The organism is Streptomyces griseiscabiei (assembly GCF_020010925.1).
GTDB lineage: Bacteria > Actinomycetota > Actinomycetes > Streptomycetales > Streptomycetaceae > Streptomyces > Streptomyces griseiscabiei.
On record NZ_JAGJBZ010000001.1, the window covers coordinates 3436656 to 3462248 of the forward strand.

Below are 25593 nucleotides of genomic sequence, written 5' to 3' on the forward strand. Positions count from 1 at the left end.
GTCCCCGGGCGTCACTCGGTCCACTAATGTTTCAACGGTCAAGCTCCCGAATGTGATGATCTTGAAAATCTCGCATACCGGGTCGCGTCTGGCTCCTCCCTGTCAACCCATGACGATTCGCGTCCGCACCTGGCGACGCTGAAGGAACCGCGCATGCCGCCACAGAAGCCCGGACCTGATCCGGACCAGAACACGCCCCACCTTCCGGTGCTCAGATCCGCGAAGGTGTGGGAGACGGGTGTCGCCCCGAACGACACCCGAATACCCGGCACCCGCCGCCTCTGGCTGGCCGGTGCCCTCGCCCTGGCCGTGGTCTCCTCCTGCGTGACCGCGATCACCTTGCAGGGCTCGGGACCTGACGACTCGTCGGAGCGCAACGGCACCACCACCGCCGCCGACGACCGGATCCTCCCCTCCCTCTCCCTCCCGCCCACCTCGCCCCCGGCGACCTCGGCGCCGGACGGCAAGAGCGGGCTGTCGGAGCCCCAGGGCTCCGAGGGCGACGCGACGGGCGACGGGGGCAAGGACGAGGGCAAGGGCTCCGCCGGCTCCAAGGACTCCGACTCGTCCGACGACAAGCAGCAGGGCGGCTCCAAGCCGACCGCCAAGCCGTCGAAGACGACGTCGCCTCCGAAGAAGCCGCCGTCCACCTCGACCACGCGCAAGTCCGTCCGGTCCGCCAACTACCCGGACCGCTACTGGCACTTGCGCAACGGCGTGATCCAGCTGGACCAGGTCAGCTCCCGCAGCGGCAGCGAGACCAAGGACGACTCCTCCTTCAAGGTGGTCTCCGGCCTCGCCAACTCCTCCTGCTACTCGTTCCGTATGGCGGACGGCCGCTACGTGCGCCACCAGAACTTCGTGCTCCGCGCGTCCGGCAACGACGGCTCACAGCTGTTCAAGCAGGACGCCACCTTCTGCCCCCGTTCCGGCTACTCGGGCTCGGTCATGCTGGAGTCGGTGAACTACCGCGGCTACTACGTCCGCCACCGCAACTTCCAGCTCCGCCTGGAGCGCGCGGAATACGGCGGCCAGTTCTACGCGGACGCGACGTTCAACCTGGTGAAGGGCTTCTCCTGAGCGGAGCCACCACCGCGCGTATGAGTGTGGCCCCCGGCGATGCGCCGGGGGCCACACTCATACGCGTCGTCGCTCAGACGTTGAACCCGAGCGCCCTGAGCTGCTCGCGACCGTCGTCGGTGATCTTGTCGGGGCCCCACGGGGGCATCCAGACCCAGTTGATACGGAGTTCGTTGACGATGCCGTCCGTGGCGGACTTCGCCTGGTCCTCGATGACATCCGTCAGCGGGCAGGCCGCGGAGGTCAGGGTCATGTCGATCGTCGCGATGTTCGCGTCGTCGATGTGGATGCCGTAGATCAGGCCGAGGTTGACGACATCGATGCCCAGCTCGGGGTCGACGACGTCGTACAGGGCCTCGCGGACCTCCTCCTCGGAGGCCGGCTTCATCTCCAGGGTCTCGCTCATGCCGTCTTCCTTTCGGCGTCGGCGTCGGCGCCCAGCGCCTGGGCCGTCGCGTCCTTCCACGCCATCCAGCTGAGGAGGGCGCACTTGACCCGTGCCGGGTACTTGGAGACACCGGCGAACGCGACCGCGTCCTCCAGCACCTCCTCCATCGCGTCGTCGGGCTCGATCTTCCCCTTGGACTGCATCAGCTCCAGGAAGGTCTCCTGGATCTTCCGCGCGTCGGCGAGGTCCTTGCCGACGAGGAGGTCGTTCAGCACGGAGGCCGACGCCTGGCTGATCGAGCAGCCCTGGCCCTCGTACGACACGTCCTCGACGGTCGTGCCGTCGTACTTCACTCGCAGGGTGATCTCGTCGCCGCACGTCGGGTTCACGTGGTGCACCTCGGCGTCGCCATCCCGCAAGCCCCGCCCGTGCGGGTGCTTGTAGTGGTCCAGGATGACTTCCTGGTACATCGAGTCCAGCTTCACGGTCTCAGCTCACGCCCTTCAGCCGAAGAAGTTCCGTACGTGCTCCAGGCCGTCGACCAGTGCGTCGATCTCGGCCGGCGTGGAGTACAGATAGAACGACGCCCTGGTGGTCGCGGGAATTCCGTACCGCAGGCAGACGGGGCGGGCGCAGTGGTGGCCGACCCGGACCGCGATGCCCTGCTCGTCGAGGACCTGGCCCACGTCGTGCGGGTGGATGTCACCGAGCGTGAAGGAGATCGCCGCGCCCCGGTCCTCGGCCGTGGCGGGGCCGATGATCCTGAGGTCCGGGACCTCCGTCAGCCGCTTCACCGCGTACTCGGTGATCGCGTGCTCATGGGCGAGGACCTTGTCCATGCCGATGGAGTTCAGATAGTCGATCGCCGCGCCCAGACCGACCGCCTGCGCGATCGGCGGGGTGCCCGCCTCGAACTTGTGCGGGGCGGGAGCGTACGTCGACGAGTGCATCGACACCGTCTCGATCATCTCGCCGCCGCCGAGGAACGGAGGCAGGTCCTCCAGCAGCTCCTGGCGGCCCCAGAGCACACCGATGCCGGTCGGACCGCACATCTTGTGGCCGGTGAAGGCCACGAAGTCGGCCTGGAGGGCCTGGACGTCCAGCGGCATGTGCGGCGCGGCCTGCGAGGCGTCGATGCAGACCAGGGCGCCGACCTCCTGCGCCCGGCGCACTATCGCCTCGACGGGGTTGACCGTGCCGAGGATGTTGGAGACCAGCACGAAGGAGACGATCTTCGTCTTCTCCGTGATGATCTCGTCGATGTTGGAGAGGTCGAGGCGGCCGTCGTCGGTCAGCCCGAACCACTTCAGCTTCGCGCCCGTGCGCTGCGAGAGCAGCTGCCACGGCACGATGTTGGAGTGGTGCTCCATCTCCGTGATGACGATCTCGGTCTCGGAGTCCACCCGGTAGGGCTCGTCGGCCCAGCCGAGCATGTTCGCCACGAGGTTCAGCGACTCGGAGGCGTTCTTGGTGAAGATCACCTCGTCGCGGCTGGGCGCGTTGACGAAGGCGGCGACCTTGTCACGCGCGCCTTCGTACAGTGCCGTGGCCTCCTCGGCGAGCACATGCACACCGCGGTGGACGTTGGCGTTGTAGCGCTCGTAGTACTCGCTCAGGGCGTCCAGCACCTGGCGCGGCTTCTGCGAGGTCGCCGCGTTGTCCAGGTACACGAGCTTCCGGCCGTCGTGGACCTGGCGGTCCAGGATGGGGAAGTCCTTGCGGATCGCCTCGGTGTCGAGGAGGCCCGGCAGCTGTGTCACGCGGATGCGCCACCCTTCACGTACTTGTCGTAGCCCTCGGCCTCGAGCTGGTCGGCGAGCTCCGGGCCGCCCGACTCGGCGATCCGGCCGTTCGCGAACACATGCACGTGGTCGGGCTTGATGTAGCGCAGGATGCGCGTGTAGTGGGTGATCAGCAGGGTGCCGACCTCGCCGGTCTCGCGGACGCGGTTGACGCCCTCGGAGACGATACGAAGGGCGTCGACGTCCAGACCGGAGTCCGTCTCGTCGAGGATCGCGACCTTCGGCTTGAGCAGCTCCAGCTGAAGGATCTCGTGGCGCTTCTTCTCACCGCCGGAGAAGCCCTCGTTGACGTTGCGCTCGGCGAAGGAGGGGTCCATGTTGAGGCGCGTCATGGCCTCCTTGACCTCCTTGACCCAGGTGCGCAGCTTGGGGGCCTCGCCGCGGATGGCGGTGGCGGAGGTGCGCAGGAAGTTGGAGACCGAGACGCCGGGGACCTCGACCGGGTACTGCATCGCCAGGAACAGGCCCGCGCGGGCGCGCTCGTCGACGGACATCTCCAGGACGTCCTCGCCGTCGAGCAGCACGGTGCCGCCGGTGATCGTGTACTTCGGGTGACCCGCGAGGGAGTAGGCGAGGGTCGACTTGCCGGAGCCGTTGGGGCCCATGATGGCGTGCGTCTCGCCCTGCTTCACGGTGAGGTCGACGCCCTTGAGGATCTCCTTCGTGGCGTTGTCGGCCTCGACGGTGACGTGCAGGTCTCGGATTTCAAGCGTTGCCATGGGTGCCTCAGGACTCCTGGGTGAGGGAGACGAGCACGTCGTCCCCTTCGATCTTTACGGGGTATACGGGGACGGGGCGCGTCGCGGGAAGGCCGGACGGCTTGCCGGTTCTGAGGTCGAACGCGGAGCCGTGCAGCCAGCACTCGATCTGGCAGTCCTCCACCTCGCCCTCGGAGAGCGAGACGTTCGCGTGCGAGCAGATGTCGTGGATGGCGAACACCTCGCCCTCGGTCTGTACGACCGAGACCGGCGTGCCGTCGAGTTCCACCCGCTTGGGGGTGTCCTCCTCCAGCTCGCTCAGTCCACAGGCCCGTACGAAACGGGCATGGTCGACGGTGGTCATCGGCCCGATCCAGACACGGTCTCCAGCTCCTCGTCGATCTTCGCGAGGAGGCGGTCCTGGATGTCGTCCACACCGATCTGCTGGACCAGTTCGGCGAAGAAGCCGCGGACGACCAGCCGGCGGGCCTCGTCGGCCGGGATGCCGCGGGCCATCAGGTAGAAGAGCTGCTCGTCGTCGAAGCGGCCGGTCGCGGAGGCGTGTCCGGCGCCGACGATCTCGCCGGTCTCGATCTCCAGGTTCGGCACCGAGTCGACCCGGGCGCCGTCCGTGAGGACGAGGTTCCGGTTCATCTCGTAGGTGTCGGTGCCCTCGGCCTTGGCCTCGATCAGCACGTCGCCGATCCACACGGCGTGGGCGCCCTCGCCCTGGAGCGCGCCCTTGTAGACGACGTTGGACTTGCAGTGCGGGACGTTGTGGTCGACCAGGAGGCGGTGCTCCTGGTGCTGGCCGGCGTCCGTGAAGTACAGCCCGAACAGCTCGGCCTCGCCGCCGGTGCCGGCGTAGGAGACGCGCGGGTGGAGGCGTACGACGTCGCCGCCGAAGGTGACCACGACGGACTTGAAGCTCGCGTCCCGGCCGATGAGGGCGTTGTGCTGGGCCACGTGCACGGCCGTGTCGTCCCAGTCCTGGACGGAGACGACGGTCAGCTTGGCGCCGTCGCCGAGGACAAAGTCGACGTTGGCGGCGACGACCGCGTCACCGGTGTGGTCCATGACCACGACGGCCTCGGCGAAGTCGCCCAGCTCGATCAGCTGGTGCCCGTAGGCAACGCCGCCCTCGCCGTGCACGGCGATCCGGATCGGCTCGGTGAGGACCGTCTCCTTGGGGACGGAGACGACACCGGCCCGCTCGAAGGCCGAGTACGCCTGGGCGGCGACGCGGTCCACGGGGGTGCCGGCCCGGCCGAGGCGCGGGTCGTCCCGGCCGACGAGTTCCTCGGTGACGCCTTCGGGCACCTGGATGTCGACCTTCAGGCCGGGGCCGTCGGCGACGGCGGTGCCGTCGTGCAGCCCGCGCAGCCGCGCCAGCGGGGTGAACCGCCACTCCTCCTCACGGCCGTGCGGGACCGGGAAGTCCGCCACGTCGAAGGACGGGGGCGCGCTCATGCGCGTGGCGACGGTCGACTCGGCGGCAACGGCCACCGCGCCGGCGGTGGTGGACCCCATCGGTGGGGGTCCCCCCGCCCGAGTGGATTCGAGGGTGGGGGCGTTCTGAGCCTCAGCCATGGCTGTCGGTCTGCTCTCTTCCTACGTAAGTGACTTGACGGAGACGGCGGTCGCTTAGCCGACCGCGCCTTCCATCTGCAGCTCGATCAGGCGGTTGAGCTCCAGCGCGTACTCCATGGGCAGCTCCTTCGCGATCGGCTCGACGAAGCCGCGCACGATCATCGCCATCGCCTCGAACTCGCTGAGGCCGCGGCTCATCAGGTAGAAGAGCTGGTCCTCGGAGACCTTGGAGACGGTCGCCTCGTGGCCCATGGACACGTCGTCCTCACGGACGTCGACGTACGGGTAGGTGTCCGAGCGGGAGATGGTGTCGACGAGCAGAGCGTCGCACAGCACGTTCGACTTGGAGCCGGGCGCGCCCTCGCCGATCTCGACCAGACCGCGGTAGGACGTACGGCCGCCACCCCGGGCCACGGACTTCGACACGATGTTCGAGGAGGTGTTCGGCGCCATGTGGACCATCTTGGAGCCGGCGTCCTGGTGCTGCCCCTCGCCCGCGAAGGCGATGGAGAGGGTCTCGCCCTTGGCGTGCTCGCCCATCAGGTAGACGGCCGGGTACTTCATGGTGACCTTGGAGCCGATGTTGCCGTCGATCCACTCCATGGTCGCGCCCTCGTACGCCACGGCGCGCTTGGTGACCAGGTTGTAGACGTTGTTCGACCAGTTCTGGATGGTCGTGTAGCGGCAGCGGGCGCCCTTCTTGACGATGATCTCGACGACCGCGGAGTGCAGCGAGTCCGACTTGTAGATCGGGGCGGTGCAGCCCTCGACGTAGTGGACGTAGGCGTCCTCGTCGACGATGATCAGCGTCCGCTCGAACTGGCCCATGTTCTCCGTGTTGATACGGAAGTAGGCCTGGAGCGGGATCTCGACGTGCACGCCCTTCGGCACGTAGATGAAGGAGCCGCCGGACCACACCGCGGTGTTCAGTGACGCGAACTTGTTGTCGCCGACGGGGATGACGGTGCCGAAGTACTCCTTGAAGAGCTCCGGGTGCTCCTTGAGGGCGGTGTCGGTGTCGAGGAAGATGACGCCCTGCTCCTCCAGGTCCTCACGGATCTGGTGGTAGACGACCTCGGACTCGTACTGGGCCGCGACGCCCGCGACGAGGCGCTGCTTCTCCGCCTCGGGGATGCCGAGCTTGTCGTACGTGTTCTTGATGTCCTCGGGCAGGTCCTCCCAGGACTCCGCCTGCTTCTCCGTGGAGCGCACGAAGTACTTGATGTTGTCGAAGTCGATGCCCGACAGGTCCGAGCCCCAGTTCGGCATGGGCTTCTTCTCGAACAGGCGCAGGCCCTTGAGGCGGAGCTTGGTCATCCACTCCGGCTCGTTCTTCTTGGCGGAGATGTCCCGGACGACGTCCTCGTTGATGCCACGCTTGGCAGAGGCGCCGGCCTCGTCGGAGTCCGCCCAGCCGTATTCGTAATTACCCAGGCCCTCGAGCTCGGGGTGGGCTGTCTCCTCGATGGGGAGAGTCATGCGGGGTTCCTCCCGGCCGTGCTTGCGGATGCGTTGGTGGCTGACTTGGAAACTCTGGGGATGAACGTCGTGCAGACGCCGTCGCCGTGGGCGATGGTGGCCAGCCGCTGGACGTGCGTACCGAGCAGTTCGGCGAAGAGCTCGGTCTCGGCCTCGCAGAGCTGCGGGAACTGCTCGGCCACATGGGCCACCGGGCAGTGGTGCTGGCAGAGCTGCTCACCCTGGTGGGGGTGGGGGGCACTGCGTGCCGTAGCAGCGTACCCGTCGGCGCTCAGGGCCTTGGCCAGGGCTTCGGTCTTCTGTTCGGGGTCGGCGGCCTCGACGGCCGCGCGGTAGGCGCCGGACTCGGCGGCGACCCGGGCGCGGGCGAAGGCGGCGACCGCCTGCTCCCCGCCCTCCCGGTCCGCGATCCAGCGGAGCGCGTCCACGGCCAGCTTGTCGTACGACTGGTCGAAGGCGTCCCGTCCGCAGTCCGTCAGGGCGAACACCTTGGCGGGTCGCCCGCGCGTACGCGCGCCGTAGACGCGCTGCTCACGGGGCTGTACGACGTCGTCGCCGACGAGCGAGTCGAGATGCCGGCGGACGGCCGCCTGGGTGAGCCCGAGACGCCCGGCGAGGTCGGCCACGGTCGAGGGACCGTGGGACAGGATGGAGCGCGCGACCCGGTTGCGTGTGGACCGGTCCGACCGCAACCCTGCCGCGAGTTCCTCCTGCGGAGCCTCGCCAACGTTTTTCACAACGCCATTGTTGCGTAATTCCTCAGACAGGGGCAAGCCGCGTCCGGCCGGGCGGGCGGTGCCGTACATCACTTAGGTAAACCTAAGCTGACCTGCGGAAACGATCACTGATCGATCAAACCGGCGGTGCCCCGAGGGCCGCCCCGGAACACTGCCACACCCGGCCGGCACCCCCTCCCACCGGCACTGACAGGGGCGCGCCCCGCGGTCCCGCACGCCGAGCGCCCGCTTCCGTCACGCCGTCCCCGTGCGGAGGAGATCTCCGGACCCGCCCGACTCGGCACCCGGCCGCGTACCTAGACTCGGGCGCATGCGAAGTGACCCCGTGGTCCAGGTCCGGTCCCTGGTGAAACGCTACGGCGACAAGAGCGCGGTGGACGGACTCGACCTCACGGCGGGAGCGGGCGTCACCGCCGTGCTCGGCCCCAACGGGGCGGGCAAGACCACCACGATCGAGACCTGCGAGGGCTACCGCCGACCGGACTCCGGCTCGGTGTCCGTGCTCGGCCTCGACCCGGTCCGCGAGAGCGCCGCGCTGCGCCCCCGGATAGGTGTGATGCTCCAGTCCGGCGGCGTCTACTCCGGCGCCCGCGCCGACGAGATGCTCCGCCATGTGGCCAGGCTGCACGCCCACCCGCTCGACGTGGACGCCCTGATCGAGCGCCTGGGTCTCGGCGGCTGCGGCCGTACGACGTACCGGCGGCTCTCCGGCGGCCAGCAGCAGCGGCTCGCCCTGGCGATGGCCGTGGTCGGCCGCCCCGAGCTGGTCTTCCTCGACGAGCCGACCGCCGGCCTCGACCCGCAGGCCCGCCGGGCCACCTGGGAACTGGTGCGCGACCTGCGCTCGGACGGTGTCTCGGTCATCCTCACCACGCACTACATGGACGAGGCCGAACAGCTCGCGGACGATGTCGCGATCATCGACGCGGGCCGGGTCGTCGCCCAGGGCACGCCCGAGGACCTGTGCCGCGGCGGCGCCGAGAACACCCTGCGCTTCACCGGCCGCCCGGCCCTCGACGTCAGCTCCCTGCTGAAGGCCCTCCCGGCGGACTCCACCGCCGCCGAGCTGACGCCGGGTGTGTACCGGGTGACCGGCAAGATCGACCCGCAGCTCCTCGCGACCGTCACCTCCTGGTGCGCCCAGCACGGGGTGATGCCGGACCGGATCTCGGTGGAACGGCACACTCTCGAAGACGTGTTCCTCGAACTGACGGGCAAGGAGCTGCGTTCATGAGCGCGAGCACGAGTACGGGCACCGGCACGGACACGAGCACGGGGGCGTACGCGCCGAGGCCCGGGGCCGCACCCCTGTCCCGCATGATCGGGGCGCAGACGGCCCTGGAGACCAGGATGCTGCTGCGCAACGGCGAGCAGCTGCTGCTGACGGTCGTCATCCCGACGCTGCTGCTGGTGCTGTTCGGCTCGGTCGACATCGTCGACACGGGCGAGGGGAAGGCGGTCGACTTCCTGGCCCCCGGCATCCTCGCGCTGGCCGTGATGTCGACGGCGTTCACCGGCCAGGCGATCGCCACCGGCTTCGAGCGCCGCTACGGCGTGCTCAAGCGGCTCGCGGTCTCGCCGCTCCCCCGCTGGGGCCTGATGACCGCGAAGACGCTGTCCGTGCTGGTCACGGAGATCCTCCAGGTCGTCCTGGTCACGGTGATCGCCTTCGCGATGGGCTGGAACCCGCACGGCAACCCCTTCGCCGTGCTGCTCCTGCTGATCGCCGGAACAGCGGCCTTCTCGGGTCTCGGACTGCTGATGGCGGGCACGCTGAAGGCGGAGGCCACGCTCGCGGCGGCCAATCTGGTCTTCCTGCTGCTGCTCGTCGGCGGTGGGGTCGTCGTCCCGCTGGACAAGTTCCCCGACGCGGCGCAGAGCGTGCTCGGACTGCTGCCGATCTCGGCGCTGTCGGACGGGCTGCGGGACGTCCTCCAGCACGGCGCGGGCATGCCGTGGGGCGACCTCGGCGTTCTCGCCGGGTGGGCGGTCCTCGGGCTGGGCGCGGCGGCCCGCTTCTTCCGCTGGGAATAACCGCAGGTCGCGGGCGGGACGGCCGGAATCGTCCCCCCTCGTGAATACGTGCACAAGCGGCGGGCCTACGATGGTGCGCGTGCCGAAACCGACCCGTGACGACCTCGTCTCCGCCGCGCGCAACCCGCTCGCCTTCATCGCCGAACGCTGGACCCCGGACCCCCGGACGGTCCGGCGGGCGGCCCTCGCCGCCCTTGTCATGGCGGTGGTCATCGTGGTGACCGGCGGTGCCGTACGGCTCACCGGGTCGGGCCTCGGCTGCCCGACCTGGCCCAAGTGCACCGACGACTCGCTCACCGCGACCCGTGCGATGGGTGTGCACGGCGCCATCGAGTTCGGCAACCGCATGCTGACGTACGTGCTGTGCGCGGCGGTCGGCTGGGCCATCGTCGCCGCACGCTCCCAGAAGCCGTACCGGCGCAGCCTCACCCGGCTGGGCTGGACGCAGTTCTGGGTGGTCATGAGCAACGCGGTGCTCGGCGGCATCGTCGTCCTGGTGGGCCTCAACCCGTACACGGTGGCCGCCCACTTCATGCTCTCCACCGCGCTGATCGCGGTCGCCGCCGTGATGTGGCACCGCACCGGCGAGGGCGACACTTCGCCGCGTCCGCTGGTCGGCAAGGCCGTCCGGCAGCTGGTGTGGGTGCTGGTGGGCGTCACCCTGCTGCTGATCGCCGTGGGCACGGTCGTCACCGGCGCCGGTCCGCACGCCGGTGACTCCAGCGAGGTCGAGCGCATCCCGTTGAACTGGGAGAACGTCACCAAGCTGCACGCCGTCCTGGCCTGGATCGTGGTGACGCTGACCTTCGCCCTGTGGTTCGTCCTGAAGGCGGTCGACGCCCCGCGCGACCCGCTGAACCGCACCCGCGATCTGTTCCTGGTGCTGCTGGCCCAGGGTGCGATCGGGTACGTGCAGTACTTCACCGACCTCCCCGAGATCCTGGTCGGCGCCCATATGTTCGGCTCGTGCCTGGTGTGGATCGCCACCCTCCGGGTGCTGCTGGCGCTGCGCGAACGACCGGCCGACGAGGTCGATCCGCCCGCTCCGGCGGCGCAGACCCCGGTCGCCGCGCGCGGCTGAGTCAGCCGTAGGCCGCCACGAGGCCGTCGATCGCGGGGCCCAGGAACAGCCGGGTCAGCTCACCCCGGTACGGCACCGCCTCGGCCCGTTCGCCGTACCGGCGCCGCCGGACGTCCTCGACGACCTCGGCCGGGGCGCCCAGTGTGGGCAACAGGTCCAGGGCCTCGCGCTTGGTGATCAGCCGGCCGTCGCGCAGGGTGGCGGTGGCGCGGGCGAAGGTGAGCAGACCGAGGTCGACCCAGACGTCCCGCTCCCACAGGTGGGCCCGGTCGACCACCGGGCGCCAGAACTCCTTCTGGTCGCGGACCACGAAGGCGTCCAGCTCGATGTCGGAGACCGGCGGCAGCAGCGCCTTGGGCGGCTCGCCGTGCAGGACGAGACCGAAGGTGTGCAGTTCGCGCCGGGTGACCGGGGTGACCGTCCGGCGGAAGAGCTGCCCGTGCGCCCAGGTCAGGTGTCTGCGCTCGGCGCCGGCCGTGGTCCCGGCCGTGAGATAGGTGCAGTGCAGGAGGGGCGCGAGCGGTTCGTGGCGCAGCCGGGCGTGCAGCCGGCCCGCCCGCCAGACCGTGCGGGTGGTGACCGGACCGTCCAGCACGGCGATCAGGTCCAGGTCGCTGCGGCCCTCCTGGTAGTCGCCGCCGCCCAGGGAACCGTGGGCCCAGACGGCGAGCGGGGCGGGTTCCCCCAGTTCGTCGAGGAAGCGTTCGAGCAGGGCCGCGGTGGCGGCGGCCTCGCCGGGTAAGAGGGCGGTCGCGTCGCTGCGTGTCATGCGGTCAGTCTCTCCGGCTCACTCCAGCCCGTACACCCGCCGGGCGTTCCCCGCCGCGATCAGCCCCGCCACGCGCTGGGCGTCCGTCAGGGACCAGGCGCCCTCGGCCACCCAGGTGCCCAGCACCCGGGCCAGCGCCTCGCGGAACAGCCGGGCGCCGACCACGTGCAGCTCGGGCAGGCCGTGGCCGCCGCTGGAGAAGAGGAGCTTGCCGAAGGGGGCGAGTTCGAGGACCTCGGCGAGTACGGCGGTGGCGCGGGCGCCGGTGCGGACCAGTTCGGCGCCCAGGTCGGCGTAGACGTGCGGGAAGACACCGGCGAGGTGGGCGGCGTGGCGGTGGTAGGGGTAGCCGTGGAGCAGGATCAGGTCGGTGCCGAGCCCGGCCGTGGCGCGGGCGAAGTCGGTGAGCAGGACGGGGTCGGTGGCGTCGATGCGCAGGCCCGGTTCGCCGAGACCGGCGTGGAGTTGGAGGGGGCGGCCGGAGGCGACGGCGATCCACAGCAGATGGCGCAGCAGGACCGGGTCGGTGAGCGCGCCGCCGACCGGCCGGTGTGCGAGCCAGCGGCCCACCGCGCCCCGCACCTCCCCGGGTCCGGGCGGCTCCGGCGCGAACGCCAGGCCGTGCCGTACGCCGGCGACCGAGGCGAAGGCGACGGCGTTCTCGGCGGCCGCGTGCATCGACTCGGCGAGATTGGCCAGGAACGACTCGACGGTGCCGGAGGTGTCGGCGACCTGTTCCGCGAGGAGTTCGAGGCGGACGATCTCATGGGTGGCCGCGCCCGAGGCGGCGGCCATCTCACCGGGCCCGGTGAGGTCGCCCGGCAGGCCGGTGTCCACGAGGTAGGTGGTGATGCCGCTGCCGCGCAGGAGTCTGCGGCCCGCCTCCAGTACGCCCAGTTCGCGGCGCCGGGCCAGATAGCGGGCCGGCGGGCAGTGCGGTTCCAGGCCCAGCAGGGGCGGGCACCAGCGGCGTACGGCGAAGCCCGTCTGGGTGTCGAAGAAGGTGGTGCCGGGCGCGGGCGGGCCCTCGCTGCGGGCGAGGTGGGCCTCGAAGGTACCGAGGCCCAGCTCCGTGCGCAGTACGCCGTGGCAGTACTGGTCCACGAGGGACGGCGTCTCGATCATCGGGCTCCCCGGGGCTGGACCTGTGAACTCCCACAGGTCCTAACGGGTGAGCCGGGCTCAGGTGTTGCTGTTGCTCGGGCCGCCGACCTGGATTCCCGCCATCCGTGTCCACTCGTACGGGCCGGTGGTGACCTTGGCGGCGAACTCGCCGTCGAAGTCCTCGTGGACGGTGACGCCGGCCTTGGCGACGGCCGCCTCGGCGATCGCGTACGAGGGTGCCACCAGGTCGCCCCAGCCGCCGTCCTCACCGACGAGGACGATGCGGGCGCCCTGCTCGCCGATGTAGGCGACCTGGGCCTCGGCGCCGCCGTGGGCCTTGGCGAAGGCGCCGATCTGCTTCGCCAGCCTGGCCGCCCTGCGGTCGGCCTTCGCGGCGGCCTTGGCTTCCTTGGCCTCGTCTGCCTGCTTGGTGTCTGCCATGGTCAGGATGCTACCGATGGGTAGGGCGGGCGGCGACGGTGGCCCGAGTGGGCTTCACCACTCGCCGTTGTGCGTCGCGGGCGAGTGGGTGCGTGCACGTGCGTCGTGGTTGCTCGCGCAGTTCCCCGCGCCCCTTTCGGGGCACGGGCCCTCAGCGCAGGAAGGGGTCCACCGCCACCGCCACGAAGAGCAGGGAGACGTAGGTGATCGACCAGTGGAACAGGCGCATTTCCTTGAGCTTGCCGCCGGTCGCGCCGTTCTTCGCGCGGTTCTGGAGGGCGTGGGCCTCCCAGAGCCACCAGCCGCCGGTCACCAGGGCGACCGAGGTGTAGAACCAGCCGGTGTAGCCGAGCGGGGTCAGCATCAGGGAGACGGCGACCATGACCCAGCTGTAGAGGACGATCTGCCGGGCGACCACCTTGTTGGAGGCGACCACCGGGAGCATCGGGACGCCGACGCGGGCGTAGTCGTCCTTCACCTTCATGGACAGGGGCCAGTAGTGCGGCGGGGTCCAGAAGAAGATGACGAGGAAGAGGATGACCGCGGCCCACGACATCGAGTTCGTCACCGCGGACCAGCCGATGAGGACCGGCATACAGCCGGCGATCCCGCCCCAGACGATGTTCTGGGACGTACGCCGTTTGAGGATCATCGTGTAGACGACGACGTAGAAGAGGAGCGCCCCGAGCGACAGCCAGGCGGACAGCCAGTTGACCAGGAGACCGAACCAGGCGGTGGAGACGGCGGCGAGGGCGAGGCCGAAGACGAGGCCCTCACGCGGGGTGACCATGCCGGTGACCAGCGGACGCTGCGAGGTGCGCTCCATGAGCGCGTCGATGTCGCGGTCGATGTACATGTTGAGCGCGTTGGCGCCGCCCGCCGAGAGGTAGCCGCCGATACAGGTGGCGAGGACCAGCCAGAGGTCCGGGACACCCTGCTCGGCCAGGAACATCACCGGAACGGTGGTGATCAGCAGCAGTTCGATGATCCGAGGCTTCGTGAGCGCCACGAACGCCTTGACTCGGGCCCCGATCGGCCGCTGACCCCGGCTGCTGCTCGTGCTGCTCGCGCCAAGCACTCCCGGTGGACGGGATTCGACGGCCGTCACGCACACCCCTGACAGAGACTCCTCAGCAAGCCTCCGGTTGTGAACTCCCCGTAACGGCTCGCGCGTACCACGCCACTGTAGACGTTGCCCAGAGCCAGCCTTTCAAGGGGGTGGGGTCGTGTTGGCGGGCACCTCCCGGCGAGCCGGACACACTTCCGTTGAGCAGTCGGATGAGCGGCTCCGTATTCAGATGTCGAACAGCGGAACCCCCAGGTCTCAGCATGCGGAACACCGGTCGGGAGGCGGACCGGACCCTGTCCCGGCAGTCTGGAATGACTCGAAAAAACGCGCGTTCCTACGGGGGTAGGCTCGACAACGGCCGGTGCCGTGAAGAACACCGGCACGAGACATGTGGAGAGGAGCCCTGACCCAGGGTGAGCACCAAGCCGACCACTACAGACCTCGCGTGGACCGAATCGGACCAGCGCGCCGTCGACACCGCCCGAGTCCTGGCAGCCGACGCCGTACAGAAGGTCGGCAACGGCCATCCGGGTACGGCGATGAGCCTCGCGCCCGCCGCGTACACCCTCTTCCAGAAGGTGATGCGCCACGACCCCGCCGACCCCGACTGGGTGGGCCGTGACAGGTTCGTCCTGTCCGCCGGCCACTCCTCCTTGACCCTCTACATCCAGCTGTACCTGGGTGGTTTCGGCCTGGAGCTGGCGGACCTGGAGTCCTTCCGCACCTGGGGTTCGAAGACCCCGGGCCACCCCGAGTACGGGCACACCAAGGGCGTCGAGACGACGACCGGGCCGCTCGGCCAGGGTGTCGCCAACGCCGTGGGCATGGCGATGGCCGCGCGCTACGAGCGCGGTCTGTTCGACCCGCAGACCGCTGTCGGCGAGTCCCCGTTCGACCACCACATCTTCGTGATCGCCGGTGACGGCTGCCTCCAGGAGGGCATCTCCGCCGAGGCGTCCTCGCTCGCCGGTCACCAGAAGCTCGGCAACCTCGTGCTGCTGTGGGACGACAACCACATCTCCATCGAGGGCGACACCGAGACGGCCGTCTCCGAGGACACCGCGAAGCGGTACGAGGCGTACGGCTGGCATGTGCAGCGGGTGGAGCCGAAGGAGAACGGCGACCTCGACCCGGCCGCGCTGTACGCGGCGATCGAGGCGGCGAAGGCGGTCACCGACCGGCCGTCGTTCATCGCGATGCGTTCGATCATCGCCTGGCCCGCCCCGAACGCGCAGAACACCGAGGCCGCGCACGGCTCGGCGCTCGGCGCGGACGAGGTCGCCGCCACCAAGCGCGTCCTCGGCTTCGACCCGGAGAAGGACTTCGAGGTCTCCGACGAGGTCATCGCGCACACCCGTGCCCTCGGCGAGCGCGGCCGTGAGGCCCGTGCCGTCTGGGAGAAGCAGTTCCAGGAGTGGCGCGACGGCAACGCCGAGCGGGCCGCCGAGTTCGACCGGATCAGCGCGGGCGAGCTGCCCGAGGGCTGGGAGTCGCACCTGCCGGAGTTCGAGACGGGCAAGGGTGTCGCGACGCGTGCCGCGTCCGGCAAGGTGCTCCAGGCGCTCGGCGCGGTGCTCCCCGAGCTGTGGGGCGGCTCCGCCGACCTCGCCGGTTCGAACAACACGACGATCGACAAGACGTCGTCCTTCCTCCCGGCGGACAACCCGCTGCCGGAGGCGAACCCCTACGGCCGCACGATCCACTTCGGTATCCGCGAGCACGCCATGGCCGCGGAGATGAACGGCATCGCGCTGCACGGCAACACCCGTATCTTCGGCGGCACGTTCCTCGTGTTCTCCGACTACATGCGCAACGCCGTGCGCCTGTCCGCGCTGATGCACCTGCCGGTGACATACGTGTGGACGCACGACTCCATCGGTCTCGGCGAGGACGGCCCGACGCACCAGCCGGTCGAGCACCTGGCCGCGCTGCGGGCGATCCCGGGTCTGAACGTGGTCCGCCCGGCCGACGCCAACGAGACGGCGATCGCCTGGCGCGAGATCCTCAAGCGCTACACCAAGGAGTTCGGCAAGGGCGCCCCGCACGGCCTCGCGCTGACCCGCCAGGGTGTGCCGACGTACGAGGCCAACGAGGGTGCCGCCAAGGGTGGTTACGTGCTCTTCGAGGCGTCGGGCGGTACGCCGGAGGTCGTGCTCATCGCCACCGGTTCCGAGGTGCATGTCGCCGTCGAGGCCCGGGAGCGGCTGGAGGCCGACGGGGTGCCCACCCGCGTCGTGTCCATGCCGTCCGTGGAGTGGTTCGAGGAGCAGGACCAGGGGTACCGGGACAGCGTTCTGCCGCCGTCCGTCAAGGCGCGTGTCGCGGTCGAGGCCGGGATCGGGCTCACCTGGCACAAGTACGTCGGGGACGCCGGCCGCATCGTCTCGCTGGAGCACTTCGGCGCTTCGGCCGACGGCAAGGTCCTCTTCCGCGAGTTCGGCTTCACCGCCGAGAACGTGGCCGCGACGGCGCAGGAATCCCTGGCCGCCGCTCGGCGCTGACGCTCACAGACGCTTACATACACACGTAGGAGATGTAATCCATGACAGACGCACTCAAGCGCCTCTCCGAGGAGGGCGTCGCGATCTGGCTGGACGACCTGTCGCGCAAGCGCATCACGTCCGGCAACCTCGCCGAGCTCCTCGACCAGCAGCACGTCGTGGGCGTCACCACCAACCCGTCGATCTTCCAGAAGGCGATCAGCAGCGGTGACGGCTACGAGCAGCAGGTCTCCGACCTCGCCGCCCGCAAGGTCACCGTCGAAGAGGCCATCCGCATGATCACGACGGCGGACGTGCGTGACGCCGCCGACATCCTGCGCCCGGTCTTCGACGCGACGGGCGGCCAGGACGGCCGGGTCTCCATCGAGGTCGACCCGCGTCTGGCGCACAACACCAAGGCCACGGTCGCCGAGGCCAAGCAGCTGGCGTGGCTGGTGGACCGTCCGAACACCCTGATCAAGATCCCGGCGACGCGAGCGGGCCTGCCCGCGATCACCGAGACCATCGGTCTCGGCATCAGCGTCAACGTCACGCTGATCTTCTCCCTGGAGCGCTACCGCGCGGTCATGGACGCCTACCTGGCCGGTCTGGAGAAGGCCAAGGAGCGCGGCCTGGACCTCTCGAAGATCCACTCGGTGGCGTCCTTCTTCGTGTCCCGCGTGGACACCGAGATCGACAAGCGCATCGACGCCCTCGGCACCGACGAGGCCAAGGCCGCCCGCGGCAAGGCCGGTGTCGCCAACGCGCGCCTCGCGTACCAGGCGTACGAGGAGGTCTTCTCCGACGGCCGCTGGGCCGCCCTGGAGAGCGCGGGCGCCAACAAGCAGCGTCCGCTGTGGGCCTCGACCGGCGTCAAGGACCCGGCGTACAAGAGCACGCTGTACGTCGACGAGCTGGTCGCGCCCAACACGGTGAACACCATGCCGGAGGCCACGCTGGAGGCCACCGCGGCGAGCGGTGAGATCCGGGGCAACGCGATCGCGGGCACGTACGAGCAGTCGCGTGCCGAGCTGGACGCGGTGGAGAAGCTCGGCATCTCGTACGACGAGGTCGTACAGCTGCTGGAGGACGAGGGCGTCGAGAAGTTCGAGGCGTCCTGGAACGACCTGCTCAAGTCGACCGAGGCGGAGCTTCGGCGCCTCGCACCCTCGGAGGGCTGAACACCTTGTCGAGCAGCAATCCGCTGCGTGACGCCGCGGACCGACGGCTCCCGCGTATCGCGGGGCCGTCGGGCCTGGTCATCTTCGGCGTCACAGGCGATTTGTCACGTAAAAAGCTGATGCCTGCCGTGTACGACCTCGCCAACCGCGGACTGCTGCCGCCGGGCTTCTCGCTCGTCGGCTTCGCACGCCGGGAGTGGGCGAACGAGGACTTCGCGCAGGAGGTGCACGACGCGGTCAAGGAGCACGCGCGCACGCCCTTCCGCGAGGAGGTCTGGCAGCAGCTCATCCAGGGCATGCGGTTCGTCCAGGGCACCTTCGACGACGACGAGTCCTTCGAGCGGCTGCGCGACACGATCGAGGAGCTGGACAAGGCGCAGGGCACGGGCGGCAACTTCGCCTTCTATCTGTCGGTGCCGCCGTCGGCCTTCCCGGTGGTCATCCAGCAGCTGAAGAAGCACGGGCTCGCGGACCAGAGCGGTGGCTCCTGGCGGCGCGCGGTCATCGAGAAGCCGTTCGGCCACGACCTGGCGTCGGCCGAGGACCTCAACACGACCGTGGAAGAGGTCTTCGCCCCGGACCAGGTCTTCCGGATCGACCACTACCTCGGCAAGGAGACCGTCCAGAACATCCTGGCGCTCCGCTTCGCCAACACGATGTTCGAGCCGATCTGGAACCGGTCCTTCGTCGACCACGTCCAGATCACGATGGCCGAGGACATCGGCATCGGCGGCCGGGCCGGCTACTACGACGGCATCGGCGCGGCCCGTGACGTCATCCAGAACCACCTGCTCCAGCTGATGGCGCTGACGGCCATGGAGGAGCCCGCCTCCTTCGACGCGGACGCCCTCGCGGCCGAGAAGACCAAGGTGCTCGGCGCGGTGAAGCTGCCGAAGGACCTGGGCCGGGACACCGTGTTCGCGCAGTACGCGGCCGGCTGGCAGGGCGGCGAGAAGGTCATCGGCTACCTCGAAGAGGACGGTATCGACCGCAGGTCGAAGACCGACACCTACGCGGCGATCAAGGTCGAGGTCGACAACCGCCGCTGGGCGGGCGTCCCCTTCTATCTGCGGACGGGCAAGCGCCTGGGCCGCCGGGTCACCGAGATCGCGGTCGTCTTCCAGCGTGCCCCGCACTCCCCCTTCGACTCCACCGCCACCGAGGAACTGGGCCAGAACGCGATCGTCATCCGCGTCCAGCCGGACGAGGGTGTCACGGTCCGCTTCGGTTCGAAGGTCCCCGGCACCTCGATGGAGATCCGGGACGTGTCCATGGACTTCGCCTACGGCGAGTCCTTCACCGAGTCGTCCCCCGAGGCGTACGAACGCCTCATCCTCGACGTCCTGCTCGGCGACTCCAACCTCTTCCCGCGCACCGAGGAGGTCGAGCTGTCCTGGAAGATCCTCGACCCGATCGAGGAGTACTGGGACAAGAGCGGCAGGCCCGCGCAGTACCAGGCGGGCACGTGGGGTCCCGTCGAGGCGGACGAGATGCTCGAACGAGACGGACGGAGCTGGCGCCGGCCATGAAGACAGACCTCACGGACACCACGGCCAGCAAGATCAACAAGGCGCTGGTGAAGGCCCGCCGGGAGATAGGCACCCCGGCGGTCGGCATGGTGCTCACGCTGGTCATCGTCACGGACGAGGAGAACGCGTACGACGCGCTCAAGTCCGCCAACGACGCCTCCCGCGAGCACCCCTCGCGCACGATCGTGGTCATCAAGCGGGTCTCCCGCTCCCCCCGCGACCGTACGAAGTCCCGCCTCGACGCCGAGGTACGGGTGGGCGCGGACGCGGGCACCGGTGACACGGTCGTGCTGCGGCTGTACGGCGAGGTCGCGGACCACGCCCAGTCGGTGGTGCTGCCGCTGCTGCTCCCCGACGCGCCGGTCGTGGTGTGGTGGCCGGTGAACGCGCCGCTCGACCCGGCCCGCGACCCGCTGGGCGCGCTCGGGCAGCGCCGGGTCACCGACAGCTACGCCGCCGAGAAGCCCATCGACGAGCTGCGCACCCGCGCCGACAACTACGAGCCCGGCGACACGGACCTGGCCTGGACCCGGATCACCCCGTGGCGTTCGATGCTGGCCGCCGCGCTCGACCAGGTCGACTGCGAGGTCATCTCCGCGGAGGTGCAGGGCGAGCAGTACAACCCGAGCGTGGAACTGCTGGCGATGTGGCTGGCGGACCGGCTCCACGTCCATGTACGGCGTGGGGTGTCGGCCGGGCCCGGCCTCAACGAGGTGCGGATGCTGACCAGCACGGGTCCCATCCGGCTGTACCGGCCCAACGGCGGCCTCGCCCTGCTCACGCTGGAGGACCAGCCGGACCGCGCGGTCGCGCTGAAGCGCCGCGAGACGTCCGAGCTGCTGGCGGAGGAGCTGCGTCGGCTCGACCCGGACGACACGTACGCCTCGGCGCTGCGGTTCGGGGTGGATCGGCTGGGCGGTTCGGCGGGGAGCGCGCTGTCGGCGGCGACTTCGGCTGCGGCCGGGGCTTCGGCGGCTTCCGGGTCCGGCTCCGTCACCGGGTCCGCTTCCGTTCCTGGCTCCGCTTCCGTTCCTGGTTCCACTTCCGGTTCCGGTTCCGTTCCTGGTTCCGGTGGCGGGCTGAGGGAGGCCGTCTCGTCGGCCGTTTCCGCGGCGCGGGCCGCTGCCGCTCCGGCCCTGCCGCCGGCCGTTCCGTCGGGCTCGACGGGGTCGGTCGGTTCCTCTGGGTCGGTCGGTTCCTCGGGACCGGCCGGTGACGACGACTCCGAGCGGCCGACTCCGGCGCAGATGCCGCCCGTGAAGAAGGCGACGGCTCCATGAGCACTCCGCAGCTGGTCGTGCACCGCGACAAGGAGCTGATGGCGCAGGCCGCGGCTGCCCGGCTGATCACCAAGGTGGTGGACGCGCAGGCCTCGCGCGGCTACGCCTCGGTGGTCCTCACCGGTGGCCGCAACGGCAACGGGCTGCTCGCCGCGCTGGCGGCGGCGCCCGCCCGGGACGCCGTCGACTGGGCCCGGCTCGACCTGTGGTGGGGTGACGAGCGGTTCCTGCCCGAGGGCGATCCGGAGCGCAATGTCACCCAGGCCCGCGAGGCGCTGCTCGACTCGGTGCCGGTGGATCCGAAGCGGGTGCACGCCATGCCGGCGTCGGACGGGCCGTGGGGTACCGATGTGGACGCGGCGGCCACGGCCTACGCGGAGGAGCTGGCGCGGGCGGCGGGGCCGGAGAACCACGGTTCGGTCCCGACGTTCGACGTGCTGATGCTGGGGGTCGGGCCGGACACCCATGTGGCGTCGCTGTTCCCCGAGTTGCCGGCCGTCCGGGAGACCGAGCGGACGGTCGTGGGGGTGCGCGGGGCGCCGAAGCCGCCGCCGACCCGCGTCACGCTGACGCTGCCGGCGATCCGTGCGGCGCGTGAGGTGTGGCTGCTGGCTGCCGGGGAGGACAAGGCGGGGGCCGCTGCCATCGCGTTGTCCGGTGCGGGTGAGATCCAGGCACCCGCGGCCGGGGCGCGTGGGCGGGCCCGTACGTTGTGGCTGCTGGACGCGGCGGCGGCCTCGCGGCTGCCGCGCTCGCTGTATCCGCCGGCTTCGCCCTGACGGGGTTGTCGGTCAGGTGCGGGTCCGGTAGGGACTTCTCGCGCAGTTCCCCGCGCCCCTGAAAAGCAGGGGCTGTGCCCCGTGCCGCGGGGAACTGCGCGACCAGCCCCCACCGGACCCGCGCTGTGAAGCCCTGCCTCACACCGCGAAGTCGTCCTCACGGGTCTCCGGCAGCGCCAGCAGACACACCAGGCTCACCAGACACAACCCACCCGTGTAGAACCCGAGCACCAGCGGCGACGACCACTGGCTGTGCAGCCACGTCGCGACGAGCGGGGCGAACCCGCCCCCCAAGGTGTTGGCCAGAATGAACGCCGCCGAGGCCCCGGTGTAGCGCAGTCTCGCCGGGAACAGCTCCGCCAGGAACGCGGCCACCGGCGAGAACATCAGCGCCAGCAGCATGAGCCCCACCGTGTACGCACCGGTGATGACGAACCCGTTGCCCGTGCTCAGCGACCCGTACATGGGAACGGCCCACACGACACACCCGGACGCTCCCGCCAGCATCAGCGGACGCCGCCCGACCCGATCGGCCAGCCGCGCCACGGGCAGGGTGATCGCGATCCCGGCCGCCGCCCCGACACTCGCCGCCGTGAGCATCGTGTTCTGCGGGATGCCGAGCGACTTCGGCCCGTAGGACAGGCTGTAGACGATCGTCAGGTAGTAGACCGCCGAGCCACCGATCGCCGCCCCGGTACCGAGCAGCAGCCGCCCGGGGTACCGCGCGAGAAGCGTTCCGAGCGGAAAGCGCGACACCGGCGACGAGGACGGGGAGACGGACGGAGAGGCGGAGGGTGCGGAGGGCGCCGGGGATGCGCCCTTGAACAGCGGTGACTCCGACACCGTCGCCCGCACCCACAGCCCGATCACCACGAGCACCGCGCTGAGCAGGAACGGCACCCGCCAGGCCCACTCGGTGAACCCGTCGCGGCCGACGATGTGGAGCGTGGGGAGGATGACCGCGGTGGAGAGCAGGAAGCCGAGCGAGGGACCGACGTTCGGGACGGCGGCGTACAGCGCGCGGCGGCCGGGCGGGGCGTGCTCGGCGGCCAGCAGGACCGCGCCGCCCCACTCGCCGCCCATGCTGACACCCTGCAGCAGACGGAGGGTCACCAGCAGGACGGGGGCGAGGAGTCCGGCGGTCTCGTAGGTCGGGAGCAGCCCGACGCCGACCGTCGCGAGGCCCATGAGCAGCAGGGACGCGACCAGGGCGTGCCGGCGGCCCAGCCGGTCGCCGATCGTGCCGAAGAGCACGACGCCGAGGGGACGGGAGAGGAAGGCCGCGGCGAAGGTGAGGAACGCGGCGAGCGAGGAGACAGTCGCGTTGCCCGAGGGGAAGAACGCGGGTCCGAGCACGAGTGCGGAGGCCGTGCCGTAGACGGCGAAGTCGTAGTACTCGATGGTCGTGCCGACGAGGCTCGCGACGGCGACCCTGGGCGCGCTCGGCCCGGCCGGCGACGTGGACGATAACGGGGTCGGTCCTGGGTCCACGGCCTCGGCGACGGTCGGGGAAGGGGATTCGGGCATGAGGGGGGCTCACTTCCGGTACGCCCGGCCACGAATGGTCCGGGCCCAGATGGGGGACGGCCACGCATGAAACACGAACCGGAGTGCGGCTGTCACCCTAGGCCGGGAAATTCGACTCCCACAAGGAAGCCTCGGAAAAAGACCGCCGGAAAACGTCGTCGAATTTTTTCGACGGAAGAGCGGGCGCCGATTACACGCGACAGCGACATTTAAAGCATGTGATCCCAGGTGATCCCATGTGATCCCGCTATGCGTGCGGACAGGTCGGTCGAATATGCACGAACACCACTCACAGCCACAGTCAACCCAGGGAATCCTGTCAAGTCACTGTCAATATTCATGTGGAACGCCGCATAAAAATTTGCCGCCAGTCACGCCTTGCCAACTCACGATCACGCACGGAATGCTGACGTCCGGGCCGAACTTGAAAGTTCTACGACCATCGTTTTTCGGACATGGAGCGGAAGGCTTTTCCCATGCTGAAAACTGGCAAGCCATTACGTTGGAGAAGACTTTCTCCGGCCGGCGACGACCGGCATTTGCTCATACCGCTCGACCACAGCGTTTCGGACGGTCCGGTCGCCCCTCCGGGCCAGTGGGACGACTTGTTGAGAGAACTGGTGGCCGGCGGCGCCGACGGAATCATCGTCCACAAAGGGCGCGCCCGCACCCTCGCCCCGGACATCCTCGGGAACTGCGCGCTGGTGGTGCACCTGAGCGCCAGCACGGCCTGTTCCGCCGATGTCGACGCCAAGGTACTGGTCGGTGATGTCGAGGAGGCGGTGGCACTCGGCGCGGACGCGGTCAGCGTCCATGTGAACATCGGCTCGGACACCGAGGGGCGGCAGCTCGCCGACCTGGGCGCGGTGGCCCGCTCCTGTGACACCTGGGGCATGCCGCTGATCGCGATGGTCTATCCGCGCGGCCCCCGCATCGACAACCCGCACGACCCCGCCCTGCTGGCGCACATCGTGAACGTCGCCGCCGATCTGGGCGCCGACATGGTGAAGACGACCGTGGCCCTGCCGCTCGACCGGATGGCCGAGGTGGTGGCCCACAGCCCCATCCCCGTCCTCGCGGCCGGCGGGCCCCCGGACGGCTCCGACCTGATCGAGTACGGCACCGCGGTGATGGCCGCCGGCTGCCGGGGGCTCGCCGTCGGCCGCCGGGTCTTCTCCTCGCCCTCCCCCGCCGCCCTGGTGTCCCGGCTCGCCGCGGTGGTGCACGGGCACGGCGACGGCGGCCACACCAATGACATGGGCATGACTGAAGAGTCGGCCCTCCTCCCTTCCCACCCCCATTACTCGACGATCGTGGCAGGTGTCGCATGAGATTCGCGTGGATCGACCTCCGTGAAGTCCCCCGTCCGCAGCTCCAGGCGGTGGTGGACGCGGCCGTCCACGCCCGGATGGCCGGGGTGGTCTCCGCCGACGCCGAACTGCTGGCGACGCTGCCGCCGACGGTGACCCGGGTGCTGGCCGGCGGAGCCCCGGCCGACGCTCCCCCGAAGAAGTCCGCCGAGAAGGCCGACAAGGGTGACAAGGAGGCCAGAGCCGCCGACGCCAAGCCCGAGGGCAGGACCCCGGCCGGCACCGGATTCGACCTCCTGCTGCGCAGGTTCACCACCCAGGACGAGCTGGACGCCCTCGCCGCCGCGAACCGGGTCACCACCGGCGCACCCGCGCCCCGTACACCCGTCGCCGGCTTCGTCGACGTACGGGACGACCGCACCCTCCAGCTGTCCTGCGTGGGCGCGATGGCGCTGCCGTACACGGTGATCCACTTCGCCGATCCGACGAAGATCCCGCTGGAGATCGTGCTCGCGGCGGCCGAGTCGGCGGAGGGGAAGCTGGTGACGGTGGTCGGGGACCTGGAGGAGGCGGCCATCGTCTTCGACGTCCTCGAACGCGGTTCGGACGGCATCCTGTTCACGCCCCGGAGCGCGGACGACGTGTTCGCGCTGGCCCGGCTGCTGGAGGCGACCACCCCGCAGCTGGAGCTGTCCACGCTGACCGTGGAGAGCATCCGGCACGTCGGGCTCGGCGACCGGGTCTGCGTGGACACCTGTTCGCACTTCGAGGAGGACGAGGGCATCCTCGTCGGCTCGTACTCCTCCGGTTTCGTGCTCTGCTGCAGCGAGACGCACCCGCTGCCGTACATGCCGACCCGGCCGTTCCGGGTCAACGCCGGTGCCCTGCACTCGTACACGCTGGGCCCCGACAACCGCACCAACTACCTCAGCGAGGTCGGCTCCGGCAGTGCCCTGCTGGCGGTCGGCGCGGACGGCCGTACCCGGCGGGTGGTGGTCGGGCGGGCCAAGCTGGAGTCCCGGCCGCTGCTGGAGATCCGCACCCACGCGGAGGACGGGCGGCTGGTCAGCCTGACCGTGCAGGACGACTGGCATGTGCGCGTCCTCGGACCGGGCGGGAAGGTCCTCAACGTCACCGAGCTGCGGACCGGGGACGAGCTGCTCGGCTATCTGGCGCAGGACAAGCGCCATGTGGGCCTGCCCATCGGCGAGTTCTGCAAGGAGGTCTGAGACCTC

24 protein-coding genes are annotated in these 25593 nt (G+C 69.9%); 11 read left to right on the forward strand and 13 right to left on the reverse strand.

What is annotated here, in order from left to right; genetic code table 11:
* Window positions 1–153: 153 nt before the first annotated feature.
* Complete coding sequence (locus J8M51_RS14995) at window positions 154–1080, forward strand: AbfB domain-containing protein (protein ID WP_267299210.1); 927 nt, start codon at window positions 154–156, stop codon at window positions 1078–1080.
* A gap of 73 nt (window positions 1081–1153) precedes the next feature.
* On the opposite strand, the gene J8M51_RS15000 is transcribed toward J8M51_RS14995, so the two are convergent.
* The 8 genes from J8M51_RS15000 to J8M51_RS15035 are packed head-to-tail and all read right to left on the reverse strand — an operon-like array spanning window position 1154 to window position 7774.
* Complete coding sequence (locus J8M51_RS15000) at window positions 1154–1486, reverse strand: metal-sulfur cluster assembly factor (RefSeq protein ID WP_005477879.1); 333 nt, start codon at window positions 1484–1486, stop codon at window positions 1154–1156.
* Window positions 1483–1953 (reverse strand): Fe-S cluster assembly sulfur transfer protein SufU, encoded by a 471-nt coding sequence (gene sufU, locus J8M51_RS15005; RefSeq protein ID WP_086761595.1) that lies wholly within the window; start codon window positions 1951–1953, stop codon window positions 1483–1485. The genes J8M51_RS15000 and sufU overlap by 4 nt, the downstream gene beginning before the upstream one ends.
* Before the next feature lie 18 nt (window positions 1954–1971).
* Complete coding sequence (locus J8M51_RS15010) at window positions 1972–3228, reverse strand: cysteine desulfurase (protein WP_086761593.1); 1257 nt, start codon at window positions 3226–3228, stop codon at window positions 1972–1974.
* On the reverse strand, window positions 3225–3989 hold the full coding sequence (sufC, locus tag J8M51_RS15015) for a Fe-S cluster assembly ATPase SufC (protein ID WP_086761591.1): 765 nt from the start codon (window positions 3987–3989) through the stop codon (window positions 3225–3227). The genes J8M51_RS15010 and sufC overlap by 4 nt, the downstream gene beginning before the upstream one ends.
* 7 nt (window positions 3990–3996) lie before the next feature.
* Window positions 3997–4332 (reverse strand): non-heme iron oxygenase ferredoxin subunit, encoded by a 336-nt coding sequence (locus tag J8M51_RS15020; RefSeq protein ID WP_086761589.1) that lies wholly within the window; start codon window positions 4330–4332, stop codon window positions 3997–3999.
* Window positions 4329–5558, reverse strand: a complete 1230-nt coding sequence (gene sufD / locus J8M51_RS15025) for a Fe-S cluster assembly protein SufD (protein WP_216587096.1) — start codon at window positions 5556–5558, stop codon at window positions 4329–4331. The genes J8M51_RS15020 and sufD overlap by 4 nt, the downstream gene beginning before the upstream one ends.
* 54 nt (window positions 5559–5612) lie before the next feature.
* Window positions 5613–7037 carry a Fe-S cluster assembly protein SufB gene (sufB, locus tag J8M51_RS15030; protein ID WP_086758927.1) on the reverse strand — a complete coding sequence of 475 codons (1425 nt, stop codon included), beginning with the start codon at window positions 7035–7037 and terminating at the stop codon, window positions 5613–5615.
* A complete protein-coding gene (locus J8M51_RS15035; protein ID WP_086758925.1) occupies window positions 7034–7774 on the reverse strand; it encodes a helix-turn-helix transcriptional regulator in 741 nt (246 codons plus the stop codon). The genes sufB and J8M51_RS15035 overlap by 4 nt, the downstream gene beginning before the upstream one ends.
* A gap of 310 nt (window positions 7775–8084) precedes the next feature.
* Between J8M51_RS15035 and J8M51_RS15040 the strand changes: the two genes are divergently transcribed.
* The 3 genes from J8M51_RS15040 (at window position 8085) to J8M51_RS15050 (ending at window position 10889) form a co-directional block, all read left to right on the forward strand.
* Entirely contained in the window at window positions 8085–9008 is a 924-nt protein-coding gene (locus tag J8M51_RS15040; RefSeq protein WP_086758923.1) for an ABC transporter ATP-binding protein, read from the forward strand.
* The gene (locus tag J8M51_RS15045) at window positions 9005–9808 is read left to right on the forward strand and encodes an ABC transporter permease (RefSeq protein ID WP_086758921.1); all 804 of its coding nucleotides are present in this window, start codon (window positions 9005–9007) and stop codon (window positions 9806–9808) included. The genes J8M51_RS15040 and J8M51_RS15045 overlap by 4 nt, the downstream gene beginning before the upstream one ends.
* A gap of 70 nt (window positions 9809–9878) precedes the next feature.
* On the forward strand, window positions 9879–10889 hold the full coding sequence (locus J8M51_RS15050) for a COX15/CtaA family protein (RefSeq protein WP_086758919.1): 1011 nt from the start codon (window positions 9879–9881) through the stop codon (window positions 10887–10889).
* 1 nt (window position 10890) lies between these two features.
* Here the strand turns inward: J8M51_RS15050 and J8M51_RS15055 are convergent, their stop codons facing one another.
* From J8M51_RS15055 to J8M51_RS15070, 4 genes are all read right to left on the reverse strand, one after another.
* A complete protein-coding gene (locus J8M51_RS15055; RefSeq protein WP_086758917.1) occupies window positions 10891–11658 on the reverse strand; it encodes a nucleotidyltransferase domain-containing protein in 768 nt (255 codons plus the stop codon).
* Between the two features lie 18 nt (window positions 11659–11676).
* Window positions 11677–12783: an amidohydrolase family protein gene (locus J8M51_RS15060; RefSeq protein ID WP_086758915.1), complete on the reverse strand. Its 1107-nt coding sequence runs from the start codon at window positions 12781–12783 to the stop codon at window positions 11677–11679.
* A 57-nt stretch (window positions 12784–12840) separates the two neighbouring features.
* Window positions 12841–13203 (reverse strand): hypothetical protein, encoded by a 363-nt coding sequence (locus J8M51_RS15065; protein ID WP_086758913.1) that lies wholly within the window; start codon window positions 13201–13203, stop codon window positions 12841–12843.
* A gap of 151 nt (window positions 13204–13354) precedes the next feature.
* Window positions 13355–14311, reverse strand: coding sequence for a heme o synthase (locus tag J8M51_RS15070; RefSeq protein ID WP_086758929.1), 957 nt, complete (start codon window positions 14309–14311; stop codon window positions 13355–13357).
* Between the two features lie 374 nt (window positions 14312–14685).
* Here J8M51_RS15070 and tkt point away from each other — a divergent pair, with 374 nt between their 5' ends.
* From tkt to pgl, 5 genes are read left to right on the forward strand one after another with little or no spacing between them, the layout of a single operon-like run.
* Window positions 14686–16773, forward strand: coding sequence for a transketolase (tkt, locus tag J8M51_RS15075; RefSeq protein ID WP_086758912.1), 2088 nt, complete (start codon window positions 14686–14688; stop codon window positions 16771–16773).
* Between the two features lie 41 nt (window positions 16774–16814).
* Window positions 16815–17933, forward strand: coding sequence for a transaldolase (gene tal, locus J8M51_RS15080; protein ID WP_086758910.1), 1119 nt, complete (start codon window positions 16815–16817; stop codon window positions 17931–17933).
* The gene (gene zwf / locus J8M51_RS15085; protein WP_398856328.1) at window positions 17930–19462 is read left to right on the forward strand and encodes a glucose-6-phosphate dehydrogenase; all 1533 of its coding nucleotides are present in this window, start codon (window positions 17930–17932) and stop codon (window positions 19460–19462) included. Before tal ends, zwf begins: the two co-directional genes overlap by 4 nt.
* Window positions 19459–20742 carry a glucose-6-phosphate dehydrogenase assembly protein OpcA gene (gene opcA / locus J8M51_RS15090; RefSeq protein WP_086758907.1) on the forward strand — a complete coding sequence of 428 codons (1284 nt, stop codon included), beginning with the start codon at window positions 19459–19461 and terminating at the stop codon, window positions 20740–20742. Before zwf ends, opcA begins: the two co-directional genes overlap by 4 nt.
* A complete protein-coding gene (gene pgl, locus J8M51_RS15095; protein ID WP_086758906.1) occupies window positions 20739–21521 on the forward strand; it encodes a 6-phosphogluconolactonase in 783 nt (260 codons plus the stop codon). Before opcA ends, pgl begins: the two co-directional genes overlap by 4 nt.
* Before the next feature lie 138 nt (window positions 21522–21659).
* On the opposite strand, the gene J8M51_RS15100 is transcribed toward pgl, so the two are convergent.
* Window positions 21660–23048 carry an MFS transporter gene (locus J8M51_RS15100; protein ID WP_086758904.1) on the reverse strand — a complete coding sequence of 463 codons (1389 nt, stop codon included), beginning with the start codon at window positions 23046–23048 and terminating at the stop codon, window positions 21660–21662.
* Between the two features lie 476 nt (window positions 23049–23524).
* On the opposite strand from J8M51_RS15100, the gene J8M51_RS15105 reads away from it, so the two are divergent.
* Together J8M51_RS15105 and J8M51_RS15110 are read left to right on the forward strand one after the other, a co-directional pair.
* Window positions 23525–24379 carry a class I fructose-bisphosphate aldolase family protein gene (locus J8M51_RS15105; RefSeq protein WP_267299211.1) on the forward strand — a complete coding sequence of 285 codons (855 nt, stop codon included), beginning with the start codon at window positions 23525–23527 and terminating at the stop codon, window positions 24377–24379.
* Entirely contained in the window at window positions 24376–25587 is a 1212-nt protein-coding gene (locus J8M51_RS15110) for a 3-dehydroquinate synthase II family protein (RefSeq protein WP_086761225.1), read from the forward strand. Before J8M51_RS15105 ends, J8M51_RS15110 begins: the two co-directional genes overlap by 4 nt.
* The last annotated feature ends 6 nt before the right edge of the window (window positions 25588–25593 follow it).